Here is a 20,188-nt window from a genome sequence, read left to right on the forward strand (position 1 = left end):
AAGGGGTGGTTGCCGCACTTTATCGCCGTTATCGGCCAGACACTTTCGCCGAGATGATCGGGCAGTCTCAGGTGACCGAACCCCTGATGACGGCACTGCGCACCGGCCGCATCGGGCACGCCTATCTGTTCAGCGGTCCGAGGGGCTGCGGCAAGACGACCTCTGCCCGCATCCTCGCGCGCTGCCTGAACTGCGCGGAGGGGCCGACCGACACCCCCTGCGGCGTGTGCCCGAGCTGTGTCGAACTGAGCCGCGATGGCGGCGGATCGCTCGACGTCGTCGAGATCGACGCCGCGAGCCACGGTGGCGTCGACGACGCCCGCGACCTCCGCGAGCGCGCCGTGTTCGCGCCTGCCCGCGACCGGTTCAAGATCTTCATCATCGATGAGGCGCACATGGTCACGCCGGGCGGTTTCAACGCGCTGCTCAAGATCGTCGAGGAGCCGCCGCCGCACGTGAAGTTCGTGTTCGCGACGACGGAGCCCGACAAGGTGATCGGCACGATTCGTTCGCGCACCCACCACTACCCGTTCCGGCTCATCGCTCCGGGCACCCTGATCGACTACGTGCAGTCGCTGTGCGACAGCGAGGGCGTGCAGGTCGAGCCCGGCGTGCTGCCGCTCGTGGTGCGAGCGGGCGGGGGCTCCGCGCGAGACACGCTGTCGATCCTCGACCAGCTCATCGCTGGCTCCGAGGGCGACCGGGTCACACTCGAGCGCGCGTCGGGTCTCCTCGGCTTCACGCACGCGGAGCTGCTCGACGACGTGGTTGCCGCGTTCGCATCGCACGATCCCGCGGCGGCGTTCCGGGCGACCGACCGGGTCGTGCAGACGGGGCAAGATCCGCGACGCTTCGTGGAAGACCTGCTCGAGCGCCTGCGCGACCTCATCGTGGTCGGCGCGACCACCGTGGACGGCGCTGCCGCGGTGTTCCGCGGGGTACCGCAAGATCAGCTGACTCGCATGTTCGAGCAGGCGCAGTCGTTCAGTCCGGGGGAGCTGTCGAAGCTCGCGGACGTCGTGAGCGGCGCGCTTGACAAGATGGCCGGGGCGACCGCGCCTCGGCTGCAACTCGAACTCATGGTCGCTCGCGCGCTCGTGCACTCGGCCACGCTTGCGTCGGCACAGCAGCCGGCGGTTCCGACCGGTGGCGCGCCGGCGCAGCGGGGTGCAGGTGCACCCCCGCAGCAGCAGTTCGCATCTGCGGTGGCGCGTCCCGCGCCCGGGCAGCCCGCGCAGCAGCCCGGGGGCCAGGCGATGCCGGCTCAGCCCGAGCAGCAGACGTCGGCGGGTACCGCGCAGCAGCAGACTCCGGCACCGCAGTACGCCTCTGCACAGCAGCACACGGCCTCTCAGCCGACACCCTCCGCCCAGGCGGACGAGGCGCCCGCTGCACGACCCAACGCGGCGGCGACCGCGGCATCGATCCGGGAGTTCCTTGAGCGCGAGGACGAGGGCGCCGCGGCCCAGCCGACTGCTTCCGCTCCGGCCCCGAACGTTCCGACCCAGCAGGCCCAGGCCGCTCAGAGCGCTCCGGTTCAGAGCGCTCCGGCTCAGAACACTCCGGCCCAAAGCGCGCCGGCGCCCGGCGCGCCGGTTCAGAGTGCCACTGCGCCAAACGCTGCACCCCAGCAGTCGTCCGCACCGCACCCGAATGAGGGCGCAGCGAAGTTCGGGCGGCCGATTTCGGCGGTGTTGAGCCAGAGCCAGATCGAGAGCATCGGCAGCGAGCCCGTGCGCCCGGCACAGCCGGCACCGACCCAAGTTCCCGCTGCAGGCGACAAGTCTGTCCCGGCACACGCACCGGCTGCGCCGGAGAACGCGGCCCCGCAGGGATCGAGGGGGGCCGAACCGTCGATGCCTCCCACCGCGGCTCCCGAGGTGCCCGCGAATGCAGACGCAGAAGGTGTAGCCCAGGGAGACTCGGATGGCACCTCCGAACCCGAAGAGGCGCCAGAGTCCGGTGGCTACGAGGACCTGATGGAACTGTGGCCGGATCTTCTCGAGGAGATCCTCGAGCGAGACCGCGACGCGTGGAACGCGGTCCGCGTGGTGACTCCGCTGGACCTCGAGGGCGACGTGCTCACTATCGGGCTCGCCTCCGAATCTGACCTTGCGGCGTTCAAGACCACGGGAGCAGGCCCGCTGCGAGAGACGATTCTGTCGGCAGTCGGCGTGAGTGTGAAGTACAAGCCGAAGCGCCTGCCGGCGGGTCCGCCTGCCGGAGGAGCGGGAGCGGCGCGCGAACCCGGTTCGCCCTCTGACGCAGAGGAGCCTCACCGAGCGAGGCCCTCACAGCTCGACCCGAACGATCCCATGGCCCGAGCCGCGGCGAGGCTGAGCGGGCTCGGCCCTGCACTCGCAGCACCCGCGTGGGCCGATCCTGTGCCGGATCCGCCGCCCGTGGAACCGAGCGAACCGTCGATGCCGGAGCCTGCCGCCCCTGCCGCAACCGCGTCGAGCGTCCAGGACGAGGCGGGGCCTGTGGCCGCGAACGAGGCCGGGTCTGAAGCGGATCTGCCCGCGCCGGAGATCACTACAGAGGTGAATGCAGCAGAGGTGAATGCTGCAGAGGCGAATGCAGCAGAGGTGAATGCTGCAGAGGCGGATGCAGCAGAGGCGCCCCCTGCGTCCCCGCCCGATGTCTCGGGATACGCGGACCCGGCCCAGTACGGCGACCCGTACGCGGACGACCCGGGGGAGATGCCGGAGAGCGACGAATCGGATGCGTACGCTACGGCGCCGCTCGCGGGGCAGGATCCGCCACCTGCATTTGCTGAATCGGCAGCGAGTCGAGTGCCCGAGCCAGTGCCGGAGCCAGTGTCCGCGCCCGCAGTGTCTGCGCCCGCAGCGCCATTGAACGTGCCCGCAGTGCCCTCGAACGCGCCCGACGACGCCACCAAAGCTCCTGCAGCAGAACCCGCGCCCGTAAAGTCCGCACGCCCGGCGTTCACGCGCTACGGCGAGGCAGTCGTGCGTGAGGTCCTGGGCGCGCGATTCCTGGAGGAACGGCCGCTGCCGCCGCCGCGGCCGTGATGCCGAACTTTGCGCTCGCGCGATAGGCCGTGCCGATCCAGCGCTCCGCTCAGACGGCCGATGCAAGATTGACCCACCGCGACTAGGGTGTGTGCAGAGCGGCGCACCTGCAGTCGTATCTCCGAGGAGGAACCAGCGTGTACGACGGCATCGTCCAAGATTTGATCGACGAGTTCGGACGACTGCCCGGCATCGGCCCGAAGTCGGCGCAGCGCATCGCGTTCCATATCTTGCAGACGCAGAACTTCGACGTGACGCGCCTTGCGGAGTTGCTCACCGAGGTGCGTGAAAAGGTGCGCTTCTGCGAGGTTTGCGGCAACATCACCGAGGGCGAACGCTGCTCGATCTGCCGTGACCCGCGGCGCGACCACTCGCTGATCTGCGTGGTCGAAGAACCCAAGGACGTGGTCGCGATCGAGCGAACGCGGCAGTTCCGGGGCCTCTACCACGTGCTCGGCGGCGCGATCAGTCCGATCGACGGCATCGGCCCAGACGACCTCAGCATTCCGGCTCTCATGCGGCGCGTGGGAGAGGCGGGCGTGCAGGAGGTCATCATCGCGACCGACCCGAACCTCGAGGGGGAGGCCACTGCGGCGTATCTCTCGCGTCTCCTCACGAGCATCGAAGTGCCGGTTTCGCGGCTTGCGTCCGGGCTGCCTGTGGGCGGGGACCTCGAGTTCGCGGATGAAGTCACGCTCGGGCGCGCCTTTGAGGGACGCCGCAAGGTCGAGTAGCCGCGAGCGCCGAGCCGGAGTGCGGCGTCTACGGAGGCACCGCGTTCGCACCGTTCCGGCCCCACGCAGGGGAGAAGCTCGCACGCGAGTCGTTCCGGTAGACTGAGCATTCGGCTCGGAAATTCAGGAGGAACCCGCGTGGCATTGATCGTGCAGAAATTCGGGGGCTCGTCCGTCGCCGATGCGGCAAGCATCAAGCGCGTTGCTAAGCGAATCGTCGAGGCTCGACGCGGGGGGAACGATGTTGTCGTCGCTGTCAGCGCGATGGGGGACACCACCGACGAGCTGCTCGACCTCGCGGCGGAGTGCACGCCGATTCCGGCGCCCCGCGAACTCGACATGCTGCTGACCGCTGGCGAGCGCATTTCTATGGCGCTGCTCGCGATGACCATCAAGGGTATGGGCGTCGAGGCGCTCTCGTTCACGGGTAGCCAGGCCGGCATGATCACGACGGCCGAGCACGGCTCGGCGAAGATCGTGGACGTGACCCCCGGCCGGGTCCGTGAAGCGCTCGACGAGGGCGCGGTGGCGATCGTCGCGGGCTTTCAGGGCTTCAGCCGGGACTCGCGCGACATCACGACGCTCGGCCGTGGGGGATCGGACACGACCGCGGTTGCACTTGCGGCGGCGCTGGGCGCCGATGTTTGCGAGATCTACACGGACGTTGACGGCATCTTCACCACCGATCCGCGCGTGGTACCGCGTGCGCGGAAAATCGACGCGATTACCGCGGAAGAAATGCTCGAGCTTGCCGCGTCGGGTGCGAAGGTGCTGCACCTGCGCGCCGTCGAATACGCCCGCAGGCACGGCGTCGTGCTGCACGTCCGCTCCTCGTTCTCAGACGAGCAGGGCACCATCGTTTACGACCCCGAGAAGGGGCATCCGAAGGGAGATCAGGTGGAAGAGCCGATCATCACAGGAATCGCCGCGGAGAAGAGCGAGGCGAAGGTCACCGTCGGCGGTGTCCCTGACATTCCGGGCAAGGCCGCACAGATCTTCGAGATCGTGGCGAAGACCAACGCGAACATCGACATGATCGTGCAGAACGTGTCGGCCGCGCAGACGAACCGCACCGACATTTCCTTCACGGTGCCGCTCGGCGATGGGCGCCGTGTCATCGAAGCGCTCGAGGCGGAGCGCGAGGCGCTTGGCTTCGAGAGCCTCCAGTACGACGATCAGATCGGCAAGCTCGCGGTGGTCGGTGCTGGCATGCGCACGAGCACGGGCGTCTCGGCGCTGCTCTTCCGCACGCTGTTCGAGGCCGATATCAATATCGAGATGATTTCGACCTCCGAGATCCGCATCTCGGTGGTCACGCGCGCCGACCTCCTCGACAAGGCCGTGCGAGTGCTGCACACCGCATTCGGGCTCGATTCCGATACCGACGCAACCGTTTACGCGGGCACCGGCCGGTAAGCGCGGCCCGCACTCCAGCATTTACAGAGCTGCCCGCTCTCCAGCACTTACAGAACAGGATCTTGACGCACATGGCTGCACAGCAGGGACTTTCGGTCGCCGTCGTCGGCGCAACCGGTCAGGTGGGCGCGGTGATGCGCCGCCTCCTCGACGAGCGGAACTTCCCGTTCACAAGCATACGTTTCTTCTCGAGCGCGCGCTCGGCGGGCACGACGATCGAGTTCCGTGGTGCAGAGATCACGGTCGAGGACGTCGCGACGGCCGATAAGAGCGGCATCGACATCGCGCTCTTCTCGGCGGGCGGCGCGGCGTCGAAGCAGTACGCACCCGAGTTCGCCGCTGCGGGCGCCATCGTGATTGATAACTCGAGCGCCTGGCGCCTCGACCCCGAGGTGCCGCTCGTCGTCAGCGAGGTCAACCCGCACGCCATCGATGAGGCGCGCAAGGGGATCATTGCGAACCCCAACTGCACCACGATGGCCGCGATGCCGGTGATGAAGGCGCTCGACGCTGAGGCCGGCCTCGAGCGGCTGATCGTCACCACCTTCCAGGCGGTGTCAGGATCAGGTCTCGCCGGCGCCCGCGAACTCGCCGGGCAGGCGACCGCGGCGATCGAAACGGGCGACATCGAGCGCCTCGTGCGCGACGGTTCGGCGGTCACGATGCCCGCTCCCGAGGTCTACACGAAACCGATCGCGTTCGATGTGCTCCCGCTCGCGGGCTCGATCGTCGACGACGGTCAGGGCGAGACCGACGAAGAGAAGAAGCTTCGCAACGAGAGTCGCAAGATCCTCGAGCTGCCCGAGCTTCGCGTTGCGGGAACCTGCGTGCGCGTACCGGTGTTCACCGGTCACTCGCTTTCGATCAACGCCGAGTTCTCGCGAGGGATCACTGCGGACCGCGCTCGCGAGGTGCTGTCGCAGGCACCGGGAGTCGAGCTCAGCGATGTACCGACCCCGCTTGAGGCCGCGGGTAAGGACCCGTCGTTCGTGGGTCGAATCCGGGAGGATCAGTCCGCGCCCGAGGGCCGTGGGCTTACGCTCTTCATCTCGAACGACAACCTGCGGAAGGGCGCCGCGCTCAACGCCGTGCAGATCGCCGAGCTCGTCGCGGAGAAGCTCGCGGCGTAGGAGCTTGCGACCCCGCGCGCGAGTGCCGCATGCGCGGGTGAGGGAGGCGTAGGGCGCCGCGCTGCCGCGCCCATCAGACAGTGGATAGCTCCCCGCGCGGGTGCATTTCCGGCGTGTCGCCCCGAGCGACCAGCTTTCCACTGCTTGACGGGTGCGCGCTTGCCCAAAATTGCGCCGCGGCGCTCGCGCCATTCACTGGCTCATCAGACAGTGGATAGCTCCCCAGGAGGATCAAATACCGGGGACGGGCACCGCACAGCCGGCTTTCCACTGCCTGACGGGCGCTCCCTGAGGCAGCGAAACGCCCCGGGGCTCGAGTGCCGAGCCCCGGGGCGTTCTTCCTCTGTCGAGGACTTAGCGCACGGGCTCGAGGGTGAGCAGCGAGGCCTCCGGGCGGCACGCGAAGCGCACGGGTGCGTAGATCGAGTTGCCGAGGCCCGCGCTGACGTTCAGGAATGCTGCTCGATGAGCGTCGTACCAGACGCTCAGGCCGCGGGCCTGCTCCACCGGAAGGTCGCAGTTCGCCGTCAATGCGCCGACACCAGGAACTCGGACCTGGCCACCGTGGGTGTGGCCGGCGAAGAGCAGATCCGCACCCTCTGCGAGGAGTGCACCGAGCGATTTTTGGTAGGGGGCATGCACCACGCCGACCCGCAGAGCCTCCGTGTCGGGGGCGCTGTGCTGCAGCTCCGCGACGCTAGCGCGCATGCGATCGGCATCGTCATAGCGGATGTGAGGATCATTGAGACCCATCAGCTCGAGCGCCGTGCCGTTCACCTGGACGCGAGTGGCTGCATTGTTGAGGTCGAGCGCTCCGAGATCGATGAGGCCCGCCGTCAGCGCAGCATTGTCGATATCGGGCTGCCGTGTGCTCAGCCTGCTCGGCGCAAGCAAATACTTCACCGGGTTCTTGAACATCGGCCCGTAGTAATCGTTCGAACCGTGGACGAATGCCATCGGGGCGGCTTCTGCAAGTGGACGCAGTGCGTGCAGCAGCGCCATCCGGGCGTCAAGATGCCCCATCATGTCGCCGGTGAGGATCACGAGATCGGGGCGGAGTTCAACGAGCGAACGGACCCACTCGATCTTGCGCGCCTGCCACGGAGCGAGGTGCAGGTCGGAGAGGTGCAGCACGCGGATCGGCGCGTGACCCGCTGCGAGCACCGGGACCGTGTGGTTCCGAACCGTATACAGCTGCCGCTCGATCAGCGTTGACCACGTCAGGACGCCGACGGCGGCCGCTCCCAGAGCGACCGCCGTGCGGGAAGAACGGCCGTGCACCGGCTCAGTCCTTCCCGCAGTCAAGCGTCAGAGTGACCGTCTTCCCGCTGTTCGCTTCAGAACCGCTGTCGGGGCTGACCGAGACGACGTCCTTCTTCCGATCGACCTTTCCACGCGCGTCGCACGTGAATTCAACGTCGGAGAAGCCGGCGTCTCTCAGCACGCCTGCAGCACGATCGCCCGAGCTTCCAACGAGGCCATCTGGCACGACCGACGCCTCGCCGTTGCTTCGCTTCACGGTCACGCTCATGCCGAGCTGCACGGACGCACCGCCCTCAGGATCTGTACCCGCGACGCGGCCCTGCGCGACCGAAGAGTCGACCTCCCCGCCGTCGTTCACGGCGAACCCGAGCTGGGTCAGCGCATCGCTCGCTTCCTCGAAGGACTTGCCACGCAGATCGGGCACCGTGACGAAGGTTTGGCGCAGTGCTGCCGCGTCAGGCTGCGGGAACGCGTCGCCGCCGTACCTGGCGTCCGCCGTATTCATGATCGCGGGCCAGATCGTCTGGTCGGCGTACATGAGGCCACCGAACGGCATCGTCGAGACTCGCGACCATGAGCCGTCCGCGAGCTGCACCGGGCCAGCGTTGCCGACCCACGTCGCGGTCGCGACCTTTGAGCTGGCACCGACGGTCCAGTTATCGACCACGTCATCGGTCGTACCGGTCTTCGCAAGATGCGGCACGCCAGTCGACGAGAGCGCGTGCTTCGCCAGGCCATTGGTTACGGCGTTCTCGAGCGTGAACGCTACGCCCGCAGCAACCTCGGGCGCGATCGCCTGTGAACACTTGCTCTTGGTGAACGGCACCTGTTTGCCGTCGTCGTCAAGAATCTGCTCGATCGGTACGGGGGTGCATACCTTACCGTCGCCCGCGAAAGCGGCGTAGGCAGCTGCCATAGTGATTGGCGCGATCTCGTCGACGCCGCCGTAAACGTTCGAGGGCACCATCGTCAGATCACGGTCCTGCTGGTGGAGCGTCGGGTTCTTGATCTTCCCGACCATGTCGGGCGTTGTCGCGCCCGCGTCGGCGTCCTCCTGCGTCCACTTCGGCTGATCGGAGGCGCGGTGGATGCCGAGCGCTTGAGCGGTCTCGAATGTGCCGCAGAGGTCCATTTTCTGCTGCATGGACACGATGCCACCGTTAATGGAGTTCGCAATCACGGTCAGCACCGATTGATTGCCTCTGATGCCTTCGTTATCGTTCGAAAAATCGAAGGTTCCGTAGCTGTAGACGCCGTCGGGCATGCAGGACGCCTGGAACGACTGGTACGGCACACCCTTGCGGCTGTTCACATTGACGATGTCGCGCACGGAGTGCCCGGTCTTGATCCACTCAGCGAGCGTGATCGGCTTGAAGGTTGAACCGACCTGGAAACCGCTGGAGCCGCCGAGTTCGTAGTCCGTGTTGTAGTTCACGGTCGTGAAATCAGGGTTCGATTTCAGGAAGTCTTCCGCGTTATTGAAGGGCCGGTTCTGCACCATTGCACGCACCTTGCCGGTGCCGACTTCAACACTGCTCGACGCCGAGCCGACGTCGATACCATCCATCACTCTCGGCACGGTCTGCTGTGTTGCCGCCAGGCCAGCAGCCTGCATGTCGAGGTCGATCGTCGTGTAGATCTGGTAGCCACCGCGGCTGAAGTTGAATTCCCGCTCCTCGGGAGTGTCTCCGAAGCTCGGATCCGCCTTGATGTAGCGCTGCACATAGTCGCAGAAGTGCCCCAGCCCGAAGTTGTCCTCGGCGACATTGCACCCGGCGACGCGTTCCTTGATCTTCGGCTTCACCTTCGTCGCGACAGCCTCGTCGTACTGCGCCTGCGTAATCTTGCCGTGGTTCAGCATGCTGCCGAGAATCTTGTCGCGGCGCTCCTGATTGGCCGGGATGTTCTTCTTGACGTCGATCTGCAGCTTCGATGGGTTGTTCACGATCGCAACGAGGCTCGCCGCTTCAGCGAGCGTAACGTCGGAAGCCGACTTGCTGTAGTAGTGCTGCGCAGCTGACTCGATGCCGTAAATTTGGCGACCGTAGAGAGCGATGTTGAGGTACCCCAGAAGGATCTCGTCCTTCGGGTACTTCTTCTCGATCGAGATCGCGTACTTCATCTCCTTGAGCTTGCGGTCGACGTCCTGACGCATTGCGTCGTTGTACGCCTTCTTCTGCTCTTCCTTGTCCGGGATTGCGATGGCGTCCTGGATGAGCACGTTACGCACGTACTGCATCGTGATCGTAGACGCGCCCGAGAGGTTCTGACCCGCAGCGTTCTGCAGGAGCGCGCGGGAGGTCGCGAGCACGTCGACACCACCGTGGGTGTAGAAGCGCGGATCTTCCTCCGCAACCGCGGCGTCCTTCACGAACTGGGAGATCTGATCCCACTTGACTGTCTCACGGTCCTGGTCGTAGAACGTCGCGAGCTCGTACACGGTCGTGTCGGCGCCGGTCGCATAGATCGTCGACGGCTCGGCGAGGCGACCCGGATCGATGTGATCGGGAAGGTTCTCGAAGATGCCGACTGCTGACTTCGTTGCAGTACCGCTGAGCGCGACGACCGGAGTTACGGCCGCGGTGACGAGCACACCGGCGATGACGCTCATGGCGAGCGCACCGAGGATGCCGCCGAGGGCGCCTCCCGCGGTGCGGGGCTTCTGTGAGCGCACGCGCGAAGAAGGTGATGTCTGACGGGTCATAGAATCAAGGGTAAGCGACGTAGCTGACAAAACAGCAACGCGCCCGCCCGCGCTGCATGACGAATGAACACTCGAGTACGCGGGCAACGTCAACCGAGGGAGATCCGCACGTGAGTGAATCCGCCGAAGCCGCCCCCAAGTGGGAGTACTTTGTAACGCCGCTGCTACTGCACAATGAGGCTCAAATCCTCAACAACTGGGGTGCCCAAGGGTGGGAGCTCGTGCAGATCATCGAGGGGCCGGCGGGCGGCAACGTCGCATACATGAAGAGGAAGGCCTGATATGGCATCGGTAATTGAGGAACGGCTCCACGAACTCGGATACTCCATCCCCGAGGTGGCCGCGCCGGTCGCCGCTTACGTTCCGGCGCTGCGCGACGGCAACTACGTCTCGACGTCGGGTCAGCTTCCGTTCGTGAACGGTGAGCTGCCCCTGACGGGCAAGGTCGGCCACGGTGAGGGGCTCGTGTCCGCTGAGCAAGCGGAGGAGCTCGCGCGTCTCTGCGCGCTCAACGCGCTCGCCGCTGTGCGTGGCGTGCTCGGCTCGCTCGACAAGATCACTCAGGTCGTGAAGGTGACGGCGTTCGTCGCTTCGGACCCGTCATTCACCGGGCAGCCGGCGGTCGCGAACGGAGCTTCGATGTTCCTCGGACGCGTGTTCGGCGACCTCGGCATTCACGTGCGATCGGCCGTGGGCGTTGCGGTGCTGCCGCTCGACGCGCCCGTGGAGATCGAGTTCACGTTCAGGGTCGAAGGCTGATCCTCTTCCCCTGTTCATGACAGAGGCCGGGACCCCGAAACGGGTATCCCGGCCTCTGTCATGTTGAGCGTCGAGTATCAGACTCAGGCGCGCGAGCCGCGTTCTGTCCTGACTCGCGCGGAGATGGTCTGCATGACCGCCGTGTCCGCAAGCGTTGTCGTGTCACCAATCTCGCGCCCTTCCGCGGCATCCTTCAGCAGGCGTCGCATGATCTTGCCGGAGCGAGTCTTCGGGAGCTCCGAAACGATGAAGATCTGTCGCGGCCTTGCGATTGCGCCGATCTGTGCGGCGACGTGCTTCTTCAACTCGGCTTCGGCGACGTCGGGATCAGCGGGATCCAGGATTTGCTGCTGCGATTTCAGGATCACGAAGGCCACCACCGCCTGACCAGTGGTCTCGTCGTCCGCGCCGACCACTGCAGACTCCGCGACCGCGTGGTGCTCGACGAGCGCGGACTCGATCTCGGCGGTCGAGAGGCGGTGCCCCGACACATTCATCACATCGTCGACACGGCCCAGGAGCCAGACGTCGCCGTCCTCGTCCAGTCGGGCTCCGTCGCCCGCGAAGTAGCGATCCCCGAATTTCGCCCAGTAGGTCTCCTTGAAACGTTCGTCGTCACCCCAGATCGTGCGCACCATTGAGGGCCAGGGACGCTGCACCACAAGGAGCCCGCCCTGACCCTTCTCGACCGGGTTTCCATCGTCATTGACCACCGCCACGCTGATGCCGGGCAGAGGCGACTGCGCACTTCCAGGCTTCAGCGAGGTGAGACCGGGGAGCGGCGAGATCATGAGCGCGCCGGTCTCGGTCTGCCACCACGTGTCGACGATAGGCGCGGAGCCTGAGCCGATGACTTCGCGATACCAACGCCATGCCTCGGGGTTAATGGGCTCGCCCACCGATCCGAGCACGCGGATGCTCGAGAGATCGTACTGCTCCGGGATCTGACGGCCGACCTTCATCGAGGCGCGGATCGCGGTCGGAGCCGTGTAGAAAATCGAGACACCGTACTTCTGGATGATCGACCACCAGCGGCCCCAGTCGGGTGTCTCCGGGGTGCCCTCGTAGATGACCTGGGTCGCGCCGTTGGCGAGCGGACCGTAGACCACGTAGCTGTGGCCCGTCACCCAGCCGATGTCGGCCGTGCACCAGTAGACGTCGGTCTCGGGCTTGAGATCGAAGACGTCGCGGTGCGTCGCCGAAACCTGCGTCAGGTAGCCGCCCGAGGTGTGCAGGATGCCCTTGGGCTTGCCGGTCGTGCCGGAGGTGTAGAGGATGAAGAGCGGGTTCTCGGCGGGGAAGCCCTGAGCCTCGTGGTCACCGTCGAAGGCAGCGATCTCCTCGTGCCACCAGAGATCCCGGCCCGCCTCCATGGCAATGTCGTTGCCCGCGCGCTCCACGACGAGTACCCGCTCGACGGTGCTGCCGCCGTCGTGCAGCGCAAGGGCGTCGTCGACCGTCGGCTTCAGCGCCGAGACACGGCCCTTGCGGTACCCGCCGTCGGCCGTGATCACGAGTCGTGCCTCGGCGTCGTCGATGCGCGCGCACAGGCTTTCAGCGCTGAACCCGCCGAAGACGACGGAGTGCGCGGCACCGAGCCGCGCGACCGCGAGCATCGCGACGACGGTCTCAGGGATCATCGGCATGTAGATAGCGACTCGGTCGCCGGCGGAAACGCCGAGACTTGTGAGCAGGTTGGCGGCACGCTTCACCTCGTGGGTGAGCTCTGCGTAGGTCAGCGTGCGGGTGTCGCCCGGCTCACCTTCGAAGTGGATCGCAACGCGCTCGCCCAACCCCGCCGCGACGTGCCGATCGAGGCAGTTCGCTGCGATATTGAGCTCACCGTCCTGGAACCACTTCGCGAACGGGGGGTTCGACCAGTCCAGCACCTCGGTGAACGGCTTCGTCCACTCCAGCTCCTGGGCGCGTCCGGCCCAGTATGCTTCGGGATCCTCGGCGGCTTTCCAATACACCGAAGGATCGTTCACGTTCGCCTGAGCCCGAAACTCGGCCGCGGGCGGGTAGGTCGCCGCCTGATCGCGCTCGGGGAGGTGATGGCTCTCGATGCTGCCGTTCTGAACGCTCATTGACACCCTTATCTTCGATCGCTTGCGGGGCCGGTGCGAACTGCTCGGCCCAGCTCCAGAGTGTTTCTGCGGACTTGGGACCGCGGAAACGCAAGACCAGGTTATACCTCGCGAGACACCGTGCGGATTTTGATGATGCGTGCACATGTGGTGTCCCGTGGCGTGACGAACGAGTTCTCCACGCATTCGTCAGGGGAACGCCTGGCGACGCCGCGGGCGTGTTGGAGTACCACCATGTGTGCTTCCCCGATCGAATTGCCCGTAAGCGACATCGGCCCGCGAGCTCATACCGGGCGCACTGCCGGGCTGAACCGCGCTGCGCGCCGCGCTTTTGGAGGACTCCTGGAACTGCTCGATGACCCAGAACTCCGAGATGTAGTGGTGCACGCGAGCCGCGGTGGGGCTCGGCTCTGGCTCGACCGCACGGGACACCTGCAACCGGTGCCCGAGTGGCGCGCAGAGCCAGAGGCGGTACTCCGCCTGGCAACGGGCCTTATTGCCGCGGGGGGCAGGCATCTCGACGAGTTGCACCCGTGCGCAGATGTGCGTCTCGGCGACGGAATTCGGGTGCACGCCGTACTGCCACCGGTCGCCGTCGGAGGTGCTGCGGTGTCGATCCGCCTTCCGCGCATCAACCCACCGAGTTTCGCCGAGTTGCTGTCCGGCGGGCTGTGCTCGCCTCGCGTGGCTGAGATTCTGCAAGAGGCGATCGCGCATCGTCGCAACGTGCTCATCACGGGCGGCACCGGCTGCGGGAAGACCACGGTGCTCGGAGCACTGCTCGACCTCGCAGCCGCAGACGAACGGATCGTCACGATCGAGGACGTCGCCGAGCTTCGGCTTCGCCATCTGCACACTGTTGGGCTCGAATCGCGACAGGCGAGCGCCGAGGGCGTGGGCGAAGTTTCGCTCGATCGGCTACTTCGTGAGGCGCTGCGAATGCGTCCAGATCGGATCGTGCTCGGCGAGTGCAGGGGAGCCGAGATTTCGACGTTGCTCGCGGCGCTCAACACCGGGCATGACGGCGGAGCGGGGACGTTGCACGCGAGCCGCCTCGAGGAGGTCCCGGCCAGATTAGAGGCTCTCGGCGCACTGGCAGGCATGAGCCCTGAGGCGCTCGCAAGACAGGCGGTCACTGCGCTTCATCTTGTGGTGCATCTCTCTCGAGGGCCGCGAGGCCCGAGCATGCGGGCCGTCGGGGAGCTCGACCTCGATGGAGATCGACTCCTTACCGTGCGAAAGCTGCGCTGAATGCTGGTGCAGGGAGGGCGGCTCACCGGAGTGAATAGGGCGGCTGGTGATTCCGAACGCCCGCGGCCCGGCTTTCTTCGGTTTGGCCGTCATGCAAGATCCGACCCCGCAGGCAGCACCGCGGCCGGCATGGTAGAGCGCTGCAGCGCTCTACTTCGAGGGGGAGTGCCGCCAGCGAGGGCACTTGCGATGGTGGCCGAACATTCGGGTTCGCCTGCTTCCGACGCTGCCGCAGCGACGATCCGAACTGCGCTCGCGGAAGGAATGCGACCGGTCCGAGCGCTCGCCGCAGCCGACACTCCGGAGTGGCGCGTTGTGGCTGCTGTTTGGCACCTCGCAGAGCAGAGTGGATCGCCACTCGCTCCAGCGCTCCAGAGTATTGCCGCGGCGCTGCGCGAGTTGGCGCGCATGCGAGAGCGGCGCACGGTGCTGCTCGCAGGCCCGCAGGCGACGGTGCGGATGGTCGCGGCTCTGCCGATCCTCTCGCTCATTCTCAGTGTGCTGCTGGGCTTCGACCCGGTTCCCGTGCTGGTGAGCCCCGTTGGTGCGGCGCTTGCGGTTCTCGGCATGGGGCTTCTTGGGCTCGGAGTCGGTTGGTCGCGCGCGCTGCAGAGGCGAGTTGCCGCGCTCGACCATGTCGCGGGTCTCGAGTTCGAACTCGCCTGGGTGGCGCTTGGCGGTGGGGCGCCCGCGTCGCTCGCGTGCCGACGGGTGGTCGACGCGGTCGATCAGGTGGGGGCGGAATGGGTCGGCTTCGACGCGTTCATGAACGACAGTTCGCTTCTCGCGACGATCAGGGCGGGGACTCGCGCAGGAGTACCGTTGGGTCCGCTGCTGCTCGAGCAAGGGCGTGCTGCGCGCGCTGCAAGTGTCGCGAATCTCGAACGCGGGGCCGAGCGCCTCGGCGTCCGCGTACTGGTGCCACTCGGCGTGTGCGTGTTGCCCGCGTTCATCGTCCTCGGGGTGCTTCCGGTACTGCTGTCGATGTTCGGAGCCGTGTGATCGAGTGTGTGGTGCCGTGAGTTTTCCCCAGATGGGTCTGGACACTCACCTCGTCGCTTTCTCCACAGATGATGGCATCGCGACAACGGGATGCGGCACTCGCTTCCAAGATGGAAGGACCGGCAACCGCCGGGGCCGTGCGAGGTCAAGGAGGTTTGAGATGCAACCCACTCTTCAGCTCGTGTTTGATCGGAGCTCCGACAGTGATCGGACCGCAGAGAACGGTCGGGAGCTGCATCCAGCTCTGCAGATGTGCGCCGGTGGATCGAGTGACTCACAGCCCGAGTTCGCCGGGGCGGTGTCGTCGGTGCCTTTCCGGCAGCCGCGTCATGGCGGGAAGCGGTTCTCGCGGTGGGGAGCGCAGGGCCGTGCGGCGCGAGACCTGATCTCGGATGAACGCGGTGCCGTGACAGCGGAGTACGCGATCGTGATCCTCGGAGCGGTAGCGTTCGCCGGCCTGCTCGTCGCGATCATGCGGTCCAAAGAAATCCGCGCGATGCTCGTGCAGCTCATCGAGAACGCCCTCGGCTCGGTGAGTTGATGCTGCGAGCACTGTCGGAGGATGAACGGGGCACGGTCACCGCCGAGTTCGCGATCGTCGTGCCCGCGGTGCTCGCGTTACTCGGACTGGTGATCGGTGCTGTGTCGTTGGCCGCGCAGCGTGTCGCCCTCGTTTCGATCACCGCGGAAGCCGCGCGCCTCGAAGCTCGCGGTGATACCGATGCGGCTCAGGAGGTGCTCGGGCGCCTCGACGCCAACGCGACGCTCAAGCGAGACACGATCGGCGGACTTCGGTGTCTGACCGTGCGGTCGCGACTGGACGGTGGCCCGCTCGCCATGCTCGCGATCGAGGCGCGTTCCTGCGCGGCCCCCTTCGGAGCTGGAGTGCTGTGAGGACGGGAAGTCGGCACGGGAGAGCGACCTCGATGACACAAGCGATCGCATGAGCGCGCCCGCCGTGTTTGCCTGTGCGGCGGTCGCAGTTGGGCTGGGCCTACCAGTCGTGCTGGCTGCGACCCACGTCGAGAGCGCGCATCGTGCCGCCGCTGCCGCCGATGCCGCCGCCCTCGCCGCCGCCGATTCGCTCGCTGGGTTCGTTCAGCTGGGCGAACCGTGCGATGTGGCGCGAATGATCGTAGAGAACGCGGGCGGCACACTGACCCGCTGCGACCTCCAGGAATCGACCGTCGATGCGCGGATCGTCGTCGCGATCGGCGGTCCGCTGGGAGCGGTCGTAGCGTCGGCGCATGCGGGGTTGCCTCCGGCGGCAGCGGTGCCAGGAGGGGAGGTGAAGGAGAACGGTTGGGCGTGGCCGAGCGGGACCCCCGGGGTGACGCAGGGATTCCACGACGGGTACTCGATCGATCTTCGTGCGGAGGAGGGCTCCGCGCTGTACGCGCCGTACGGCGGAACAGTCGTCGCCGCCGGTGCGGATGGCGGGGGCATTCCGGCGCCGTGTCTCGCGAACCCGAGCTGGTGGCACGGGCCGAACCACACGGTCGTGATCCGGCACGAGTATCGGGGGAGCACGCTCTACAGCTCCCACAACCACGTCGCTCCCGGTTCACCGGCGGCACTGGGGCTGCGCGTGGGCGCTGCGGTCCGAGCCGGGCAAACGGTCGCGCTTGCGGGCATGAGCGGATGTTCGTCGGGCCCGCACACGCACTTCACACTGTCGACGTCGCCGACGAACGCATTTCCGGATGTGAATCCATACCTCTATATAGGGGATGCTCGCGGCCCCTGACTCCGTATGCTGGGGGACGGGCCGCGCGAGCTGTCCACAAGAACGAGTCGTGGACCGAGGCCCACGGTCGGCGGGCTTACGCGGGAACCGGAAGTGGATTCTCACGCGAGACTGTGTATCGTGTCGGAGCAGAGCCCTCAGCTGGAGCGGCTGTGCAATCCGCTCACTGCGTGAAGCAACGAAGGAGACCCGTGTCGGGTACGAAGAAACTGGTCATTGTCGAGTCGCCGACCAAGGCGAAGACGATCGGCGGCTATCTCGGGAGCGAGTACGAGGTGATCGCGTCGGTCGGGCACGTCCGCGACCTCGCCGAACCCTCGGCCCTGCCGGCAGACCTCAAGAAGGGCGCCTTCGGAAAGTTCGCGGTCGACGTCGACAACAACTTCCAGCCGTACTACGTCGTCAACGACAACAAGCGGAAAACGGTCTCCGAGCTGAAGCGCGCGCTGAAGGGAGCGGACGAGCTGTGGCTCGCCACCGATGAAGACCGCGAGGGCGAAGCAATCGCGTGGCACCTACTCGAAGTGCTCCAGCCGAAGGTGCCGGTGCACCGCATGGTGTTCCACGAGATCACCCAAGAAGCCATCGAGGCGGCGAAGCGCAACACCCGTGAGCTCGACATTGCGCTGGTCGACGCGCAGGAGACGCGACGCATCCTCGACCGTCTCTACGGCTACGACATCTCCCCGGTGCTGTGGCGCAAGGTCGCTCCCAAGCTTTCCGCCGGCCGCGTGCAGTCGGCCGCGACCCGGCTCGTGGTCGACCGTGAGCGGGAGCGTCAGGCGTTCCGCGCTGCGGAGTACTGGGACCTGACGGCCACCTTCCGGCCGCAAGACGGCGCACCGGATCTCACGGCGTTCGACGCACGACTCGTTCGTCTGAATTCGCAGCGCGTCGCGACCGGCGGAGACTTCGGTGACGACGGCGGACTCACCGCTCGTGCCGCGAAAGCCGACGTGCTCGCGCTGGGCCGTGAGCGCGCCGAAGCGCTTGCCGCCGCGCTCGCCGCGGGGACCAGAGCCGAGGTGATCTCCGTTGAGACGAAACCGCACACCCGCCGGCCTGCCGCTCCGTTCACCACGTCGACGCTGCAGCAGGAGGCGTCGCGCAAGCTGCGCTACAGCTCGCGGCAGACGATGTCGTTCGCCCAGTCGCTCTACGAGAACGGCTACATCACCTATATGCGAACCGACTCGCCGACGCTGTCGCAGCAGGCGATCCAGGCGGCGCGGTCTCAGGCGGCGGAACTGTACGGTGCGCAGACGCTCCCCGATAGGCCTCGCGTGTACACGGGCAAGTCGAAGGGTGCCCAGGAGGCGCACGAGGCGATCCGCCCCGCGGGCGACGTGTTCCAGCGACCCAGCCAGCTCAAGGGGAAGCTCACGCAGGGTGAGTTCGCACTGTACGAACTGATCTGGAAGCGCACGGTGGCGAGCCAGATGGCGGACGCGAAGGGCTCCACCGACACGGTGACGCTCGGAGCACAGGTAACGGAAACGGGTGCTGGTGCGGCGACCTCTGCCGAGTTCACCACGAGCGGCACCGTGATCACGTTCCCAGGCTTCCTGCTCGCCTACGAGGAGGGCAAGGACGAGAAGCGCGGCGAGAAGGACGGCGATCAGAACGCTGCTCTGCCGCAGCTCTCGGCGGGTCAGGCGCTGACGGTCGAGGAGCCCCAGGCAAAGGGCCACGAGACGAGCCCGCCGCCGCGGTACACCGAGGCGAGCCTCACGAAGCGACTTGAAGAGCTCGGCATCGGGCGACCCTCCACGTACGCTGCCATCATCAGCACGATCATGGACCGCGGATACGTGACGAAGAAGGGTCAAGCGCTCGTTCCGAGCTGGATCGCCTTCTCCGTGGTGCGCCTGCTCGAGGAGCACTTCTCTCAGCTCGTGGACTACGATTTCACCGCTGAGATGGAGAGCGACCTCGACCGCATTGCTGCGGGTGAGGCGGATCGCGGTAAGTGGCTCGGAGAGTTCTACTTCGGTTCCGACTCCCATCCCGGGCTCCGCGGTGTGGTCGACAACCTCGGCGAGATCGATGCGCGCGCCATCAACACCATCAAGATCGACGACCAGATCTCCCTGCGCAACGGCAAGTATGGCCCGTTCCTCGAGGTGTTCGACGACAAGTGCGAAGTCGGCGAGGACGGCGCTCTGAAGCCGCGCAGCGTGAACATTCCCGATGGACTCGCTCCCGACGAACTCACGCCAGCGAAGGCCCACGAGCTCGCGGACGCCGAGCCGGCAGAGGATCGCGTCGTCGGCCTGCATCCGACGACCGGGAAGCGCATCGTCGCGAAGAATGGTCGCTTCGGCCCGTACGTGACGGAACTGCCCGACGAGGGCGAGGAACTCCCGAAGGGGCAGAAGGCGCGTACCGCTTCGCTGTTCAAGAGCATGGACCCCGCGACGGTCGACCTCGACACAGCGGTCGCTCTGCTCGAGCTTCCTCGCGTCGTGGGTGTCGATCCTGAGTCGGGCTCCGAGATCACAGCGCAGAACGGTCGTTACGGCCCCTACCTCAAGAAGGGGACTGAGACGCGTACGCTGCCGAGCGAGGACGCGATCTTCACCGTCGACCTTGCGGGTGCGCAGGAATTGTTCGCGCAGCCCAAGTACGGCGCGAAGCGCGCGTCGAGCGCGCTCAAGGAGTTCGAGGCGGATCCGGTGAGTGGCAAGCCCATCAAGGTGAAGGACGGGCGCTTCGGCCCCTACGTCACCGATGGAGAGACGAACGCGACCATTCCTCGGGGCGATTCAGTCGATGACATCAACTTCGAGCGTGCGGTCGAATTGCTCGCTATCAAGCGTGCGAAGGGCCCGGCGAAGAAGAAGGCCCCGGCTCGCAAGCCCGCTGCGAAGAAGCCGGCCGCGAAGAAGACTGCGGCGAAGGCTACGACCGCGAAGTCTGCCGGGAAGAAGGCCACCTCGAAGTCCACAGCTTCGAAGACCGTCGATCCCGCTCGCTCGGCCGCTGCGAAGAAGGCGGCCGCGACCCGGGCGGCCAATCGCGCCGCTGAAGCCGCAGCGCAGGCGTAGCGGAGCGGGTCGG

At 66.5% G+C, this 20,188-nt stretch carries 15 protein-coding genes; 12 read left to right on the top strand and 3 right to left on the bottom strand.

Translation table 11 applies throughout. From position 1 onward, the window contains the following. Positions 1–53: 53 nt before the first annotated feature. The 4 genes from WFH00_RS09230 (at position 54) to WFH00_RS09245 (ending at position 6,315) form a co-directional block, all read left to right on the top strand. Positions 54–3,035 carry a DNA polymerase III subunit gamma and tau gene (locus tag WFH00_RS09230; protein ID WP_442918824.1) on the top strand — a complete coding sequence of 994 codons (2,982 nt, stop codon included), beginning with the start codon at positions 54–56 and terminating at the stop codon, positions 3,033–3,035. 137 nt (positions 3,036–3,172) lie between these two features. After that, the gene (gene recR, locus WFH00_RS09235) at positions 3,173–3,769 is read left to right on the top strand and encodes a recombination mediator RecR (RefSeq protein WP_336660536.1); all 597 of its coding nucleotides are present in this window, start codon (positions 3,173–3,175) and stop codon (positions 3,767–3,769) included. 138 nt (positions 3,770–3,907) lie between these two features. Beyond that, positions 3,908–5,185 (top strand): aspartate kinase, encoded by a 1,278-nt coding sequence (locus WFH00_RS09240; protein WP_336660537.1) that lies wholly within the window; start codon positions 3,908–3,910, stop codon positions 5,183–5,185. Positions 5,186–5,256: 71 nt separating this feature from the next. Continuing rightward, the gene (locus WFH00_RS09245; RefSeq protein WP_336660538.1) at positions 5,257–6,315 is read left to right on the top strand and encodes an aspartate-semialdehyde dehydrogenase; all 1,059 of its coding nucleotides are present in this window, start codon (positions 5,257–5,259) and stop codon (positions 6,313–6,315) included. A 354-nt stretch (positions 6,316–6,669) separates the two neighbouring features. Here the strand turns inward: WFH00_RS09245 and WFH00_RS09250 are convergent, their stop codons facing one another. Both WFH00_RS09250 and WFH00_RS09255 read right to left on the bottom strand, forming a co-directional pair. Continuing rightward, the gene (locus WFH00_RS09250; protein WP_336660539.1) at positions 6,670–7,596 is read right to left on the bottom strand and encodes a metallophosphoesterase; all 927 of its coding nucleotides are present in this window, start codon (positions 7,594–7,596) and stop codon (positions 6,670–6,672) included. Positions 7,597–7,600: 4 nt separating this feature from the next. Continuing rightward, positions 7,601–10,282, bottom strand: coding sequence for a transglycosylase domain-containing protein (locus tag WFH00_RS09255; RefSeq protein ID WP_336660540.1), 2,682 nt, complete (start codon positions 10,280–10,282; stop codon positions 7,601–7,603). A gap of 110 nt (positions 10,283–10,392) precedes the next feature. Between WFH00_RS09255 and WFH00_RS09260 the strand changes: the two genes are divergently transcribed. Both WFH00_RS09260 and WFH00_RS09265 read left to right on the top strand, forming a co-directional pair. Then, the gene (locus tag WFH00_RS09260) at positions 10,393–10,563 is read left to right on the top strand and encodes a DUF4177 domain-containing protein (RefSeq protein ID WP_336660541.1); all 171 of its coding nucleotides are present in this window, start codon (positions 10,393–10,395) and stop codon (positions 10,561–10,563) included. Position 10,564: 1 nt separating this feature from the next. Further along, the gene (locus WFH00_RS09265; protein ID WP_336660542.1) at positions 10,565–11,041 is read left to right on the top strand and encodes a RidA family protein; all 477 of its coding nucleotides are present in this window, start codon (positions 10,565–10,567) and stop codon (positions 11,039–11,041) included. An 83-nt stretch (positions 11,042–11,124) separates the two neighbouring features. Here WFH00_RS09265 and acs read toward each other — a convergent pair whose 3' ends face one another. Next, entirely contained in the window at positions 11,125–13,128 is a 2,004-nt protein-coding gene (gene acs / locus WFH00_RS09270) for an acetate--CoA ligase (protein WP_336660543.1), read from the bottom strand. A 381-nt stretch (positions 13,129–13,509) separates the two neighbouring features. Between acs and WFH00_RS09275 the strand changes: the two genes are divergently transcribed. The 6 genes from WFH00_RS09275 (at position 13,510) to topA (ending at position 20,175) form a co-directional block, all read left to right on the top strand. Next, entirely contained in the window at positions 13,510–14,379 is an 870-nt protein-coding gene (locus tag WFH00_RS09275; RefSeq protein WP_336660544.1) for a CpaF family protein, read from the top strand. 129 nt (positions 14,380–14,508) lie between these two features. After that, a complete protein-coding gene (locus WFH00_RS09280; RefSeq protein ID WP_336660545.1) occupies positions 14,509–15,381 on the top strand; it encodes a type II secretion system F family protein in 873 nt (290 codons plus the stop codon). Positions 15,382–15,541: 160 nt separating this feature from the next. Beyond that, positions 15,542–15,922: a DUF4244 domain-containing protein gene (locus WFH00_RS09285; RefSeq protein ID WP_336660546.1), complete on the top strand. Its 381-nt coding sequence runs from the start codon at positions 15,542–15,544 to the stop codon at positions 15,920–15,922. Further along, a complete protein-coding gene (locus tag WFH00_RS09290) occupies positions 15,922–16,275 on the top strand; it encodes a TadE/TadG family type IV pilus assembly protein (protein WP_336660547.1) in 354 nt (117 codons plus the stop codon). Before WFH00_RS09285 ends, WFH00_RS09290 begins: the two co-directional genes overlap by 1 nt. A gap of 49 nt (positions 16,276–16,324) precedes the next feature. Continuing rightward, positions 16,325–17,128 carry a M23 family metallopeptidase gene (locus WFH00_RS09295; protein WP_336660548.1) on the top strand — a complete coding sequence of 268 codons (804 nt, stop codon included), beginning with the start codon at positions 16,325–16,327 and terminating at the stop codon, positions 17,126–17,128. 191 nt (positions 17,129–17,319) lie between these two features. Next, positions 17,320–20,175: a type I DNA topoisomerase gene (gene topA, locus WFH00_RS09300; RefSeq protein WP_336660549.1), complete on the top strand. Its 2,856-nt coding sequence runs from the start codon at positions 17,320–17,322 to the stop codon at positions 20,173–20,175. The last annotated feature ends 13 nt before the right edge of the window (positions 20,176–20,188 follow it).

The organism is Leucobacter sp. USHLN153 (assembly GCF_037145615.1).
Taxonomy (GTDB): Bacteria; Actinomycetota; Actinomycetes; order Actinomycetales; family Microbacteriaceae; genus Leucobacter.